Source organism: Roseofilum capinflatum BLCC-M114, from assembly GCF_030068505.1.
Classification (GTDB): Bacteria; Cyanobacteriota; Cyanobacteriia; order Cyanobacteriales; family Desertifilaceae; genus Roseofilum; species Roseofilum capinflatum.
The window spans coordinates 15351-29930 of the sequence record NZ_JAQOSO010000020.1; the positions used below are offsets into that span (position 1 = coordinate 15351).

General features: G+C 44.7%; 13 protein-coding genes, 1 tRNA gene and 1 CRISPR repeat array. Of the genes, 12 read left to right on the plus strand and 2 right to left on the minus strand.

Annotated elements, in window-relative coordinates; all coding sequences use genetic code 11:
* The first annotated feature begins 99 nt into the window (after window positions 1-99).
* The 11 genes from cas7d (at window position 100) to PMG25_RS04630 (ending at window position 12059) form a co-directional block, all read left to right on the plus strand.
* Entirely contained in the window at window positions 100-1110 is a 1011-nt protein-coding gene (gene cas7d, locus PMG25_RS04580; protein WP_283765730.1) for a type I-D CRISPR-associated protein Cas7/Csc2, read from the plus strand.
* A 147-nt stretch (window positions 1111-1257) separates the two neighbouring features.
* Window positions 1258-1971, plus strand: a complete 714-nt coding sequence (cas5d, locus tag PMG25_RS04585; RefSeq protein WP_283765731.1) for a type I-D CRISPR-associated protein Cas5/Csc1 — start codon at window positions 1258-1260, stop codon at window positions 1969-1971.
* An 80-nt stretch (window positions 1972-2051) separates the two neighbouring features.
* Window positions 2052-2174, plus strand: coding sequence for a hypothetical protein (locus tag PMG25_RS04590; RefSeq protein WP_283765732.1), 123 nt, complete (start codon window positions 2052-2054; stop codon window positions 2172-2174).
* A 115-nt stretch (window positions 2175-2289) separates the two neighbouring features.
* The gene (gene cas6 / locus PMG25_RS04595; RefSeq protein ID WP_283765733.1) at window positions 2290-3099 is read left to right on the plus strand and encodes a CRISPR-associated endoribonuclease Cas6; all 810 of its coding nucleotides are present in this window, start codon (window positions 2290-2292) and stop codon (window positions 3097-3099) included.
* A gap of 123 nt (window positions 3100-3222) precedes the next feature.
* Complete coding sequence (gene cas4 / locus PMG25_RS04600) at window positions 3223-3810, plus strand: CRISPR-associated protein Cas4 (protein WP_347178743.1); 588 nt, start codon at window positions 3223-3225, stop codon at window positions 3808-3810.
* A 153-nt stretch (window positions 3811-3963) separates the two neighbouring features.
* Window positions 3964-4965: a type I-D CRISPR-associated endonuclease Cas1d gene (gene cas1d / locus PMG25_RS04605; RefSeq protein WP_283765735.1), complete on the plus strand. Its 1002-nt coding sequence runs from the start codon at window positions 3964-3966 to the stop codon at window positions 4963-4965.
* 316 nt (window positions 4966-5281) lie between these two features.
* Complete coding sequence (locus PMG25_RS04610) at window positions 5282-5527, plus strand: AbrB/MazE/SpoVT family DNA-binding domain-containing protein (RefSeq protein ID WP_283765736.1); 246 nt, start codon at window positions 5282-5284, stop codon at window positions 5525-5527.
* Window positions 5524-5922, plus strand: a complete 399-nt coding sequence (locus PMG25_RS04615) for a type II toxin-antitoxin system VapC family toxin (RefSeq protein WP_283765737.1) — start codon at window positions 5524-5526, stop codon at window positions 5920-5922. The genes PMG25_RS04610 and PMG25_RS04615 overlap by 4 nt, the downstream gene beginning before the upstream one ends.
* A gap of 163 nt (window positions 5923-6085) precedes the next feature.
* The gene (gene cas2, locus PMG25_RS04620; RefSeq protein ID WP_283765738.1) at window positions 6086-6358 is read left to right on the plus strand and encodes a CRISPR-associated endonuclease Cas2; all 273 of its coding nucleotides are present in this window, start codon (window positions 6086-6088) and stop codon (window positions 6356-6358) included.
* Window positions 6359-6586: 228 nt separating this feature from the next.
* Window positions 6587-7876: a CRISPR direct-repeat array (repeat unit 37 nt; unit sequence GTTGAAATCAACATAAATCCCTATTAGGGATTGAAAC).
* Window positions 7877-8025: 149 nt separating this feature from the next.
* The gene (gene upp, locus PMG25_RS04625) at window positions 8026-8658 is read left to right on the plus strand and encodes a uracil phosphoribosyltransferase (protein WP_283765739.1); all 633 of its coding nucleotides are present in this window, start codon (window positions 8026-8028) and stop codon (window positions 8656-8658) included.
* Window positions 8659-8936: 278 nt separating this feature from the next.
* Window positions 8937-12059: an ATP-binding protein gene (locus PMG25_RS04630; protein WP_283765740.1), complete on the plus strand. Its 3123-nt coding sequence runs from the start codon at window positions 8937-8939 to the stop codon at window positions 12057-12059.
* A gap of 21 nt (window positions 12060-12080) precedes the next feature.
* Here the strand turns inward: PMG25_RS04630 and PMG25_RS04635 are convergent, their stop codons facing one another.
* Both PMG25_RS04635 and dprA read right to left on the minus strand, forming a co-directional pair.
* Window positions 12081-12968: a WD40 repeat domain-containing protein gene (locus tag PMG25_RS04635; RefSeq protein ID WP_283765741.1), complete on the minus strand. Its 888-nt coding sequence runs from the start codon at window positions 12966-12968 to the stop codon at window positions 12081-12083.
* Between the two features lie 238 nt (window positions 12969-13206).
* Window positions 13207-14358: a DNA-processing protein DprA gene (gene dprA / locus PMG25_RS04640; RefSeq protein ID WP_283765742.1), complete on the minus strand. Its 1152-nt coding sequence runs from the start codon at window positions 14356-14358 to the stop codon at window positions 13207-13209.
* Between the two features lie 90 nt (window positions 14359-14448).
* Here dprA and PMG25_RS04645 point away from each other — a divergent pair.
* Window positions 14449-14520 (plus strand) — tRNA-Thr (locus PMG25_RS04645).
* Window positions 14521-14580: the final 60 nt, after the last annotated feature.

Sequence of the window (14580 nt, forward strand, 5' to 3'; positions counted from 1 at the left end):
AAGGGGGGCAGTAGAGAAAGTCCCCTTTTCTAAGGGGGATTTAGGGGGATCAACCCACCCAAACTAACCCATTTACACATTTATCAGGAGACCAAAATTATGTCTTTTCTAACCACTGTCGATAGCAAATTTTTCCATGATGCTATTCCCTATAAACCCATGGGAAAATATGCCCATTTTCTCACCCTCCGCGTGACTGAATCCTATCCTCTCTTTCAAACGGATGGCGAGTTAAATAAATCACGAGTCCGTGCCGGGATTCAAGATAAAACTCCCATTAGTCGCCTGGCAATGTTCAAGCGCAAACAGTCTACCCCAGAGCGTTTGGTGGGACGGGAACTCCTGCGGAACTACGGATTGATGACGGCTGAGGAGTGCGAATACAATGTTAAATTTGCTATGGATAACCCGGACTGTATTATCTATGGATTTGCGATCGGAGATTCTGGTTCAGAGAAATCAAAAGTTGTGGTTGATACTGCCTTTTCCATCACCGATTTTGCCGAATCCCATGAATCTTTTACCCTCAATGCTCCCTATGAAAATGGAACTATGGCTTCTAAGGGAGAAGGAGATAGCAACAAGGGAGAAGTTACCAGTCGAATTAATCAGCAAGATCACATTAAACCGCAAGTCTTTTTCCCCAGTATCGTCACCCTAAAAGATCCCACAGAAGCGGGTTTTCTCTATGTCTTCAACAACATTTTACGCACCCGCCATTATGGAGCGCAAACCACTCGCACCGGACGGGTTCGGAATCACTGTATTGGTGTGGTTTTTGCGGATGGCGAAATTACCAGCAATCTGCGCTGGACTCAGGCGATTTATGATGTTTTAAAACAAGGGGATAAACTAGGAGGATATGACCCCTTGAATGAAGATGATGTGATTGAAGCAGCGCAAACTACTATGGTGGATTTGATGAGAGATGAATATCTGGTACATCAGGATTATATTGGCGATACTTTTGTGCCCTTGTTAACTGAAGTCAAGGAGATTATCGGTAATGAGGAGAAGTTGAAAGAGTTGTTGACAACCGCAGATGGTGAAGCCAAGACCTATGCTTCAGCTCATATTAAAAAACCGAAGAAACCTGCTGCTGCCAAATAATATCAAATCCGTTTAAACCGTTGTCATTGCGACCGCAGGGAAGCAATCTCTAAAATATCGCTAATCTTGGCGATTGCTTCATTCCACTGCGTTTCATTCGCAATGACTTACCATCACTTATTTTCCGGATTTGATAGAACAACAATTATGGCTTTTATTTATCACCTGCAACTGGAACTTCATGATAGTCTCTATTTCGCTACTCGTGAAATCGGAAGACTGTATGAAACTGAACCGATTATTCACAATTATGCCCTCTGTTATGCCTTGGGATTGGTGGATAATCCCCAATATGCAACAACGGTTAATGAAACCGAGTCTTATCGCTACTTTTGCCGCAATCAAGTCCCCCAGTATGAGGAACATCTCACTCCATTGAATCAACAGGGAATTTATGTGACTCCTGCTAGAGCAGTGCATTATCAAACTGTCCTCACGACTTGGAAATATGCTAATAACAACTACCATGTGGAGATGGAAAAAACAGCGAAAAACTGGCCGAGTTTTGGACGCAATAAGGAGGTTGCGCCAGAGAGCAAGTTTGAATGCTTTGTGATTAGTTCCAAAAAGATTAGTTTTCGGAAATGGGTTCGTTTGGGGAAATGGCTCAGTAAGGCAGAAGTTACTTGTACAAGTGTGCAAGAGGTGAAAGCTTCAGCTTCGGAACAGGAGTTTGTTTATTCCCACCCTCTTAATCCTTTAGATGTGATGTTTTCCCATCAAGTGATTGGCTATGATGTGATTAACATGCCTCCAGTGAGTTTAATTCGCAATGTGCGCTTGCGGGGTTCTTATTATCAGATTGAGAGTGAGAAGATTAAGCTCCCTGCTGGTATGGCATACCAATTTGCTCCAAGATGAAGTATGGGGTTGAGAGAGCTAGTTTGAAAAATGTGAATCATACAGGATTGACTGGCTCTCTCTAAAATTCGTTAAGGATGATGAAAGAGGGATATATGAGCATCTTAAATCGCCTAGAATACACCATCAACCAGATCGACAAAATCCTCGGCATCCTCCTCCATCCCATCCAAACCTACCTCAGCAACCACTTGCCTGAATAAAGATCCCCCCTAGCCCCCCTTAAAAAAGGGGGGAATTAAGAAAGTCCCCCTTTTTAAGGGGGATTTAGGGGGATCGAAACGTACCGCAGTCAAAGTTTTAATTTTTAATTGAACCATGCCCTATAGCCTCGTTCTCAACCTCACTCCCCTCTCCCCCATCCCTCTCGGATACCTGAGTGGACGGCATCTGCACGCGCTTTTCCTCAACCTGGTTAGCTCCGTCGATCGCACCCTCGGCGATCGCCTGCACGACTCCCAAGCCGATAAACCTTTCACCCTCTCCCCCCTGCAAACCCGTCGCCACTTCAAAACCCTACAGTGTGAACATCAACACGCTATCCCGGCTGAAACCGGCTGCTGGTGGCGGATCTCCCTGCTCGATGATGCGCTCTTTGGAGAACTCACCCAACTTTGGCTCCATCTCAACCGGGATAAACCTTGGCATTTAGGCCCTGCGGATCTGATGATTACCAGTATCCTTGCCACTCCCCAGTCTACCCATCCCTGGGCGAACTCCTGTTCCTACAGCCAACTCTATGAGCAAGCCTCAGAGCGCGATAATAGCTTTCGCTTCTGCATTGCCACCCCCATGGCTTTCCGCCAAGGCAAATATGATACGGCGCTGCCCAGTGGCGATCGCCTCTTTGCCAGTTTGCGCCAACGGTGGAACAAGTATAGCGGTATTGAGATTCCCGAACTGGCTCTAGATACCGTATTTCCCAGTTTTTTCGACATCCAAACGGCGATCGTTGCCGATAAACGCAGTAAATTTATTGGCTCTATTGGCGAAATTACCTTCCGATTTCTCGGCGATGCCCCCCCTACCACTCTCAAACACCTGAACACCCTCGCTAACTATGCCCTCTACTGCGGCATTGGACGCAAAACTACCATGGGAATGGGCATGGCAAGACGGATCAATTAACAATGAACAATGAACAATGAACAATTTTCATGTTGGCAATAGCCCAAACAATTGATTCTACTCTCCCTATTCCCCATTCCCTATTCCCTATTCCCCATTCCCCATTCCCTATTCCCCATCACCATGAACACCGAAGTTCCTATTTCTGCCCTCAATCAATATGCTTATTGTCCCCATCGCTGTTGGCGGATGTTTTGTACTGGAGAATTTGAAGACAATGCCTACACCATTGAAGGGACAACCATTCACGATCGCGTCCACACACTCAGTCAAGAGATGCGCGATGATACCTGGCAAGTGCGATCCATTTGGCTCAAATCCGAACAGTATCACCTGATTGGTAAATCCGATTTAATTGAAGCCCAAAATGGCCAACTTTATCCCGTCGAGTATAAGCGAGGCAAAGTTGGCGACCATGAAAATGATGCCCTGCAAGTCTGCGCTCAAGCCCTGTGTCTCGAAGAAATGACCGGCACTGCGGTGACTGAAGGCTTTGTCTATTATGCCCAATCTCACCAACGGCATCCTGTGAAGATCGATGAGGGGTTGCGGCAAGAGGCGATCGCCACCATCCAAGCCATTCAAAAACTTTTTTCAGGAGACCTCATACCCCCACCCAAATATAGCCCCAGATGCCGTGGATGTAGCCTCTACGCCGCCTGTTTGCCCCAAGCCACCAAAAAACTCAAAAATTACCAAGAAGTGAGCTAATAAAGCCTTTGTAAGTCTATAGCATTTTCCCCTCATCCCCCGACCCCTTCTCCCGCAGGAGAAGGGGAGAAGAAGTCCCTCTCCCGTGGGAGAGGGATTTAGGGAGAGGGCATCCCCCTCTCAAACCACCACCACTACAACGGAGAAACCACCATGGGAACCCTTTATGTCACCCAAGAAAACGCCTTCATCGGTAAAGTCGATGAACGCATTCATGTCAAAGTTGAAAAACAAAAAATTGCCGACGTTCCTCTGATTAAAGTTGATGGAGTCGTCGCTTTTGGAGCCGTCAACTTTTCCCCTGACCTAGCTGAAGAATTACTCAACCGTCGCATTCCCTTTTCCTTGGTCACCTCTACCGGAAGATATCGAGGAACTCTAGAACCAGAACTGAGAAAAAATATCTTTCTGCGCCAACATCAATGGGCCGCTGATGGCAATACGCCCCAAGCCATTCACCTGGTGCAAGCCTTTGTACGGGGGAAACTGAAAAACTACCGCACCACCTTACAGCGCAGAGGGCGACGAGCAGACATTGATCTGAGCGAAGAGATTGAACAATTGAAAGGTATTATAGGGGCGATCTCCACCACCGATGCTATCAACTCCCTACGCGGACTCGAAGGAGCCGGAAGTGCCACCTACTTCCGCAGCTTCAACCAACTCATCCAAAACCCCAACTTCACCTTCACCACCCGCAACCGTCGCCCCCCTACCGACCCCGTAAACTCCTTACTCAGTCTCGGTTACGCCCTCCTGCGCCACGACATCCAAAGCGCCGTAAATATTGTCGGTTTCGACCCCTATCTCGGCTATCTCCATGTCAAACACTACGGCCGTCCTGCCCTTGCGCTCGACCTAATGGAAGAATTTCGCCCCTTAGTCGTCGATAGCATGGTTCTCGAAACCCTCAACCGTCAAGTCCTCAGCCCCAACGACTTCATCCAACAACCCATCAGTAAGGAAACCTCCCTTACCCGCGAAGCTCTGAAAACCTTTCTGCGCTGTTATCAAGAGAAAAAACAGTCCTCTTTCAAACACCCGGTGATGAAAACCCAATGCACCTACCAAGAGGCTTTTGAAATTCAAGCTCGTCTTCTGGGCAAATACCTGATGGGCGAAACGGAACAATATCCTCCTCTAGTCCTGCAATAACTTCACCCTATCGATTGGGTTAAATCGGATGAGTTGGAAAACGACTAGAAACCCGGTTTTCAAGAAACCGGGTTTCTGAACACCCTACCAATTGGGTTAAAACCGTTGGTACAGTCCTTGAGGGATAATTGGCTCTAGAGCAACTTGTCAGCGTGCAGGTTAATAGGGAAATGATATTACAATGTCGAGTGTGGAAAGCTATTAGAGTAGGCGACAGGGCATGAGCCAACTGGCGACCAGCCCAGATCAATGGTTAATTGTTTCGACTGTCGCCGACATGAAAATTATGAATTGTTCATTGATATAAGATCCAATTATGGCACTGACTCAAATTACTCCTTCTGGGGAAATTGTTCTACCTCCAGAAATTATCAACTGGTTGCAACTCAAACCCGGTGACTCCATCTATGTTGCCATTTCTCCGGATGGTAAAGTGTATTTAGAACCGGCTAAAATTGATGTTCGCACCTTATCGGGTATCCTCTATCAAGAAGGGCGCACACCGGTTTCGTTAGAAGAGATGGATAGGGCAATCTCAGATTGTGCAGGAGAGTCAGTTTGAAGGGATTAGATACTAACGTTATTGTGCGTTTTTTAGTCCGAGATGATGAACGGCAATGGCAGATTGCCAATCAGTATATTGAGCAAGCATTACAAGAAAATGAACCCTGCTTGATTAATAACATTGTGCTGTGTGAAGTCGCTTGGGTTTTACGCAGTCGCTATAAAGTCAACCGAGAAACCCTGATTACAACCCTAGAAAATCTTATCAACGCTAATCTTTTTGTTTTTGAAAATCGAGAAGCTATCGCATGGTCAATTCAACAAATGAAGCTAGGAAATGCTGATTTTTCTGACTATCTGATTACCCGTATTAATCAATTATCTAGTTGCCATGAAACTGCTTCATTTGATGTAAAACTGGGTCAGTCGGAAGGAGTCAAGCTACTTGATTAACGGAACAATATCCTCCCCTAGTCCTGCAATAACTTCACCCTACCGATTGGGTTAAATCGGATGAGTTGGAAAACGACTAGAAACCCGGTTTTCAAGAAACCGGGTTTCTGAACACCCTACCAATTGGGTTAAAACAGATAGTTTAAATGCAATCATCCCACCTATGTTTATCGTCATCAGTTACGACATCCCGGAAGACAAGCGCCGCACCCGCATCCACAAGATTCTCAAATCCTACGGCCAATGGATGCAATATTCGGTCTTCGAGTGCGATCTTACGCCTACTCAGTACACCAAACTGCGCCAGCGACTGAGTAAGGTGATTAAACCGGACACGGATAGCATTCGGTTTTACTTCCTCTGCGCCTGTTGCCAAGGTAAAGTAGAACGTATCGGTGGCGAAATGCCCCGCGACGAGTCCATCTTTTTCGCCTAAAATCCGACGCTAGGGGGGTGTGGAAATCGCCCTTGAGTCCAAAATCGCTGTATCGCTTACTCAGTCTGCCTTACAGCGATTTTAATTTTAAAGGTAGCGTCGGACTATACGGGGCAAGGGTTTCAGCGATTTGGACTTGCTTTTTAGTCTCTGGTGAGCTATGATTAGGGGTGTGCGTCGGAAATGTACCTTGAAAACCAAATATCGTAAGGGTCTCAGGAGCCAGCAGTTGAAATCAACATAAATCCCTATTAGGGATTGAAACGCCTATAAAAGGGGTGTTAGTCGAGCTACGTTCACCGTTGAAATCAACATAAATCCCTATTAGGGATTGAAACATCTTTAAACTCAACCTCAAACCGGAGAGAATGGTTGAAATCAACATAAATCCCTATTAGGGATTGAAACGTACGTCCCATTGTTTATCGGGTGATAGATCGCTAAATGTCGTGTTGAAATCAACATAAATCCCTATTAGGGATTGAAACTGAATGTGATCCTGCCTTGTAGTCTTCTCTGGATCTGTTGAAATCAACATAAATCCCTATTAGGGATTGAAACTAGCTCAAGAAGAGCCTGTTGAGTTGCTTTTATTTTTGTTGAAATCAACATAAATCCCTATTAGGGATTGAAACGAGGATTCCCATTTTGTAGAATCGTCTCCATCCGTTGAAATCAACATAAATCCCTATTAGGGATTGAAACTAGGGCCTCCCGGTTTTTTGGGTAGTTCTAACTTCGGGTTGAAATCAACATAAATCCCTATTAGGGATTGAAACTTCCCATTTTGGTTTTTAAAAATGACTCAAACCTTTATTGTTGAAATCAACATAAATCCCTATTAGGGATTGAAACGCCATAAGGAGCGCGGCGGGCGGTTCCCTCCTGTTGAAATCAACATAAATCCCTATTAGGGATTGAAACATGAGTGAATAAGTGCCCACTAACTCCCTCTTTGCAGTGGTTGAAATCAACATAAATCCCTATTAGGGATTGAAACAAAAGAAGCTGAACAAGCCGCTACAGATTACAATAGTTGAAACCAACATAAATCCCTATTAGGGATTGAAACTGGCGCGGGGTTTCCAAAAATCTAAGAATAAGGCTGTAATGTTGAAACCAACATAAATCCCTATTAGGGATTGAAACGAAATTAATCCCCCCTATCAGAAATTGGAGCGAAGGTTGAAACCAACATAAATCCCTATTAGGGATTGAAACTGTGCCCCACAAGAGAGTTTTACCCAGTACCTGGTTGAAACCAACATAAATCCCTATTAGGGATTGAAACACAAGAACCAAACACCGATAGAACCGGTGCTACATGGGCAGGAGAGGTTGAAACCAACATAAATCCCTATTAGGGATTGAAACTAACAAGTGGATTGAGTACAATAACCGGATCGATAGTTGAAACCAACATAAATCCCTATTAGGGATTGAAACGCCTGTCCAGACGGCGATCTAAGTGACCAAAGATCGTTGAAACCAACATAAATCCCTATTAGGGATTGAAACTCATTGATGAAACCTTTGGGAAGTTTTTTTACCGATTACCCATTACCGATTACGCATCACCACGCGAAGCGCTATAATTAATTGCTCACTCTTACCTAGGACTGTTTTCAACGGCTTACTCATTACTCATTACTTCTGACCCATTGCGAATGTCCAACATTACCGTTATCAATCATCCCCTCATTGCCCATAAACTAACCCTGATGCGTCGTGAGGAAACCAGTACAGCCAAATTTCGCTCTTTGCTCAAAGAAATCAGCCTATTGCTGGCCTATGAAGTCACGAGAGATTTACCGTTAAAATCAGAAAAAATACAGACTCCTTTAGGGGTTATGCAAGCGCCGGTTTTAGCGCCAGAAAAGAAAATGGTCGTGATTTCCATTATGCGAGCTGGACAAGGAATTTTAGATGGCATGTTAGAATTAATTCCTTCTGCACGGGTAGGACATATTGGCTTATATCGCGACCCTAGAACCTTAATTCCGATTGAGTATTATTTGAAGGTTCCCCATGATGTAGAAGAGCGAGATATGTTTATTGTTGATCCCATGTTAGCGACCGGTAATACGGCTGTTGCTGCTATTGGTCGTTTAAAAGAACTTAACCCAACATCGATTAAATTTGTGTGCTTGTTAGCCGCTCCGGAAGGATTAGATCATGTTCAAGAAGAACATCCGGATATTCCAATTTATACAGCCGCTATTGATGAAGGCTTGGACGAGCAGGGTTATATTTTACCTGGCTTAGGAGATGCGGGCGATCGCCTCTTCGGAACCAAGTAGATATGGAGGATTCAGGAGCAGAACGCTTGAAATTACAAGGATATTTTTCCTTAACGTTATAGTCTATAGAACAAAAAACAGGGGTGGCTCCAACCCCAAATAAAAAAGATAGGCTAGAATAGGCTCGTTAAGTTGCGAGTCTTTTGTATCCTATCTTACAATTATTTTTCAACTGAGTTAGTGTTTTTATCTTTTCCTCAGCCTATTGTTGCTGGTTCAAAAAGCTTAATCATGCCTTAAACTTAAAACACGGATTGTCCAGATCATCCTTCAGGTTTATGTTGAAAACCTCCTTACCCATTACTCATCGGCCTAAACTGCCCTTACGGTGGGTTCTGGTCATTCCCTTCACGATCCAACTCTTTGCGGTTGTTGGATTCACCAGTTGGTTAAGTCTACGCAATGGAGAGCAGGCTGTGAACAACTTAGCCCGTCAGCTCCGCAACGAAGTGGTGGCTCGCATTGAGCAGAAATTGCTAGTTTTGATTGAAACCCCCATTCGAGTGAGTCAAAATAATGTGGACTCTATTGAGCTAAATTTACTCGATCTGGAGGATATTCCCACCCTAGAGGTGTATTTCTGGAACCAACTGTATCAGTTTGAGGAGTTGGCCTTCATTGGACTAGAAACGGCAGATGGTCATTTAGTCAGTGCTGAACGGCAGGTGAACGGAGAGATTACCCTAACGGTGGCTACTGCTGAAACGGGTTTTCTGGCCGAACAGTGGCAAACCAATGACAAGGGAGAGAGAATAGACAAGTTGCGATCGCTCCCCAATTTTCATTTACATCTTCCCTATCAGCTCCCCCCGACCAAGCCCACAGAATCTCCTACCTGGAACGATATCCATATTCTGCAAACCAGTCAACGGCCGGTTCTTTCCACCTATCATCCCCTGTATGACTCCCAAAATCGGCTCCTAGGCACGATCAGCGTCGATCTAGCTCTAGACCAAATTAATGATTTTCTGAGCGACATCAAAATTGGCCAAACCGGACAAACTTTTATCCTCGATCTCTCTGGAGCATTGATCGCATCCTCAACGGATCGCCCCTTCTCTGAGCCAAATACCCCTCTCACCTCTCTGAGTGTAAATAAAGCCATCCATAGCCGTTCTGCCCTAGTTCGAGAAACCACTCAATATTTAATCGACCATTTTGGCTCCCTAGCAGACATCGACCGTACCCATCAACTGCATTTTTCCCTAGAATCTCACAAGCAATTTGTACAAGTCACCCCCCTTAATAATGAGTTTGGGATTAATTTACTGATTGTGGTGGTGCTTCCAGAATCCGATGTTATGGGCCAGATCTACACCAATACCCAACAAACCATTATCCTCTGTCTACTAGCGTTAGGCGTAACCACAGGATTTGGAGTCCTTACCGCCCAATGGATCGCCCAACCCATCCTTCGTCTGTCCAGAGCATCCGAGGCGATCGCCAACGGCAATTTCGATCGCCAAGTCCACTTCAAAAATATTAAAGAATTAGATATCGTTTCTTCTTCCTTTAACCAAATGGCCGGAGAAGTAAAAGCCTTGGTTAATTCTTTACAGCAGGAAAACGACAAACTAGAGAAAAAAGTCCAGCAACGGACGCAAGAACTTGAGCATCAAAAAACCTTTCTACGTCTAATCATTGACACCGATCCCAATATCATTTATGTCAAAGACTGGGAAGGACATCTCGTTTTAGTCAATCAAGCCCTAGCCAATTTATTTAATACTCCTATTGCAGAAATTATTGGCAAAAATCAAGCGCAATTCATTCATAACTTAGAAGATTTAGAGCAATACCGACGACATGCCCGTGAAGTCATGATGCAACAAGTGCCCAAAGTCTTTGAAGAAAGATTCACAAAACCGACAGGAGAAAAAATTTATTTTGAAAGTATTAAGCTGCCTTTAGGAAGTCGAGAAAATGGTCTCCCCCTCATGTTAGTAGTGAGCATCGATATTACCAATCATAAATCAATCGAGGAAAACCTAAAAATGGCCAAAGAAGCGGCTGATGCTGCTAATCAAGCCAAAAGTGATTTTCTGGCCAATATCAGCCATGAATTACGCACGCCTCTCAATGGTATTTTAGGCTATGCCCAAATTCTACAACGGGCCCATGATTTGAATCAATATCGGAAAGGAGTCAATGTTATTCAACAAGCTGGCTCCCATCTTTTGAACTTAATTAATGATATTTTAGATTTGGCTAAAATTGAGGCCCGTAAACTAGAATTATTTCCCCACAACTTCCATTTAAACTCATTTTTGTTAAGTGTGTCCGAAATCATTCGGATTCGGGCAGAAAATCAGGGGATTGAATTTTATTATATGCCGGGTAAAAATTTACCTGGTAGTATTGTAGCGGATGAAAAGCGGCTGCGCCAAGTCTTAATTAATTTATTGGGAAATGCAGTTAAGTTTACGGAAAAGGGATCGGTTACTTTTTTGGTCGAGAGTACATTCTCCTCTGATTCTAAGACAGTGAATCTAAAATTTGAAATTCAAGATACAGGGGTAGGCATGACACCAGAAGAATCGGAAAAAATTTTCATGCCTTTTGAACAAGTGGGTAGTCACTCTAAACGTTCTGAAGGCACAGGATTGGGGTTATCTATTTGTCACCAAATTTTACAGATGATGGGCAGTCAAATTCAGGTTGAGAGTGTTTTAGGACAAGGGAGTACCTTTAGGTTTGAGCTAGAAGTTCCGATCTCTGGGGACGCTTCAAAGTCGGGTGACTCTTCAAACTCTGGACAAATTGTGGGTTATCGGGGTCAACCCATAAAACTAATGATTGTTGACGATCATCAAGTCAATCGCTCTGTTTTAACTGACCTATTAAAGTCTTTAGGGTTTGAAATTATTGAGGCCCAAAATGGGCAAGCGGGTTTGATTTTACTGGAAGAATTAAAACCTGATTTGATTATTACGGACTTAATGATGCCGGAATTGAGCGGTTATGAAATGGCCGAGACTATCCGTAATTTACCTGGTTATCAATCTTTTCCCATTATTGGTTCATCGGCTAGTGTATCTCCAGAAGAGCAAGATCGGGCAATTATGGCAGGTTGTGATGAGTTTTTGCCTAAACCGATCGATCTGGAAAAGTTGTTGGCTTGCTTGCAAAAGTATTTAAAATTAGAGTGGAGGTATGAACCTATCCAAGATTCAGAAATAGTTTTAGAAGAACATAAGGTATCCGTTGTTTATCCATCGTCTGAAGAATTGAAAAATTTGTATCAAGCGTCTAGAATTGGAGATATTGAAGAGATTGAATATCAAGCGCAGTTATTGAAAGAGGCAAACGAAGAGTATACTTATTTCGCCGATCGCATCCTCAAACTGACTGAAGATTTTGACGATCGAGGGATTGTAAAAATTCTGGAACAATTGATGTAGATATAAAAAGAGAAGGGTAAACTAAGGCCGGTTAGCCGTAAATCGCAGAGGATTAGGAAACCGCCACAGTACAATATAATTGGGGTCAATGTCTGCTAAAAAGCTCCCCTTCGAGGTGGCAGCGATCGCTCCACAAAGCTGACCTTTGAATCCGTCGATCTGTTTACTGTTGTGTGCGTTTAACCACCGAGATAAGGTTTCACAAACCCGATCCGTTGGGCGATCGCTAACACTCCAGGGATCTTCAGCCAGATTAGAGCCTAAAAAATCACCAGTCAGGGGATTCCAAAAATGGACAACATCGCGATCGCGATAACGAGTGACCAGGACTCGACCATCTTCACTATAAGCAACTTCCACCTCTGACTGAATGGGCGTACTAAATTCTCGTCTTTTTTTACCCGTATTTAAGTTCCAAATCTCTACCGTACCATCCTCATTACCACTGGCAAAGGTTTGTCCGTGGGGACTCACCGCTAACGAATGAATTTCACGATCCGTATAAATGGTCATTTTTAGCCGTAACATGGCTAAATTCCAAATTTTAATCGTTTTATCCATACTGCTACTGACAAACGTGCGACCATTGGGACTAAACACCACAGAAGTCACTTTTGCCGTATGACTGTGCAAACTGCGAACCACTTGTTGCGCTCTGATATCCCATAAATGAACGATCGCCTCTTCGCTCCCCCCCACCACAAAATCTCCGGTTGGACTAATGTCTAGAGCAGTAATGGTTTGATCTTGCTTCGAGAGTCTTCTCCATACCATCGGTTCTGACATCACAGCATAGGATTGAGTCGCTGAGGTCAAATTCTCTTCCACTGTTGTAGAATGAGCGGGTTGCCCAGCCGCGAAGCTGGTCGAGAGACTTAAAAGAAGGGCAAAAATAGAGGAAGCTTTCATAAGATACAATCAAAACAGTTTTTCCAGGGGTTTCCGAAACCCCCGATCTATCTATTACGATAAAAGGGGACATCCTTAACGGTTCCGGAATCACTGACAGTATAAGTTTTGGCATAGTTTCCCGGACAGACCGTTTGGGCGAGTTGTTCCTAGCTCACTGTGCCGTCAGAGCTACCTTTCAGAGCAATAAGGGGCAGATCGGGAAAATTTCTCAAGTCTGCGTTGGTATAGGACAGTTTTAACGCTGGTATCGCATTCCGGGTAACTGGGAGACGAATCCGAGTAGCTCTAATTCAATTAAAGTAGAGGAGACTTCTGGGGCACTTAAGCCGCTTTGGGCTACGATCGCATCTAGGGAAGTAGGTTCCATGTTCACTGCCGCTAAAACTTTTTGTTGCAATGGGGGTAAGGAGGGCATCGGTGCAGGAGAGGGAGAGGGAGAGGGCGAAAACAAGGAGAGCTGTTGAGTGGGGGCTATCTCCCTAGGAATCGCCGGATCGAGTTCCGGAATCTGGGATAACAGTTCTAATAAATACCCTTCATGAATCAACACTTGTGCCCCTTTACTGATTAAAGCCAGACATCCTTTAGAATTGGAATCGTCAATGCGACCGGGCAATACATAGACATCCCGGCCAAATTCATTGGCTAATCGGGCTGTAATCAAGGCTCCTGACTGGGTAGGCGCTTCGGTAACTAATACCGCTCGACTCAAACCTGCCACGATCCGATTCCGTTGGGGAAAATGGGCGCGGTTGGGCTGGACTCCGGTGGGATATTCACTCACGGCTAACCCTTGTTCGAGGATCTGGTTATAAAGCGATTGATTTCCTGGAGGATAAATAATATCAACTCCAGTTCCCAAAACGGCGATCGTCCGTCCTCCCCCCTCTAAACAACCCCGATGGGCTTGAGTATCAATCCCTTGAGCCATGCCAGAAATAATCGTAAATCCCCGTTCTGCTAACTGTCTACTAAGGCGATACGTCCATCGTCTGCCATAGTCGGTGGGTTCGCGAGTGCCCACAATGGCTACTGCGGGCCGGAGTCCCTGATTGTCTTCTGGTTCGACTGTGCCCCGATAATATAATACGGGTGGCGGATTGGGGATTTCTAGTAATAATCGAGGATAAAGGCGATCGCTCGGAGTCCAAAACTGAGGATTGGTTTGTAAATGCTGCTCTAAAAAGGCGATCGGATCGATGGCTCGACGATGACGCACCAAGGATTCTGCGGTTTTGAGACCCACACCTTCCACCCCACTGAGGGCGATCGTATCTGCCTGCCAAGCTGCGGCCAAGCTCCCAAAACGCTCCTCAATCCGTTGTAACAAAATCGGCCCCATCTTTGGCAATTGTGACCAGGCCAACCAAAACGCACGTTCTGTCATCCAAAGTTGAGTTTAAAGCTTTTTTCTTCCGTAGTCCCTCTAGATTCTAGTCTAACATCTAGGCATGTGCTATAGTAAAGGATGGTAATTGCCGATGTAGCTCAGTGGTAGAGCAACCGATTCGTAATCGGTAGGTCGTGAGTTCAAATCTCATCATCGGCTTTTCTAGCAAGCTAGATCCTCCTGAATTGCCACTCTTTTCCTATCGGTACAACTCACTCA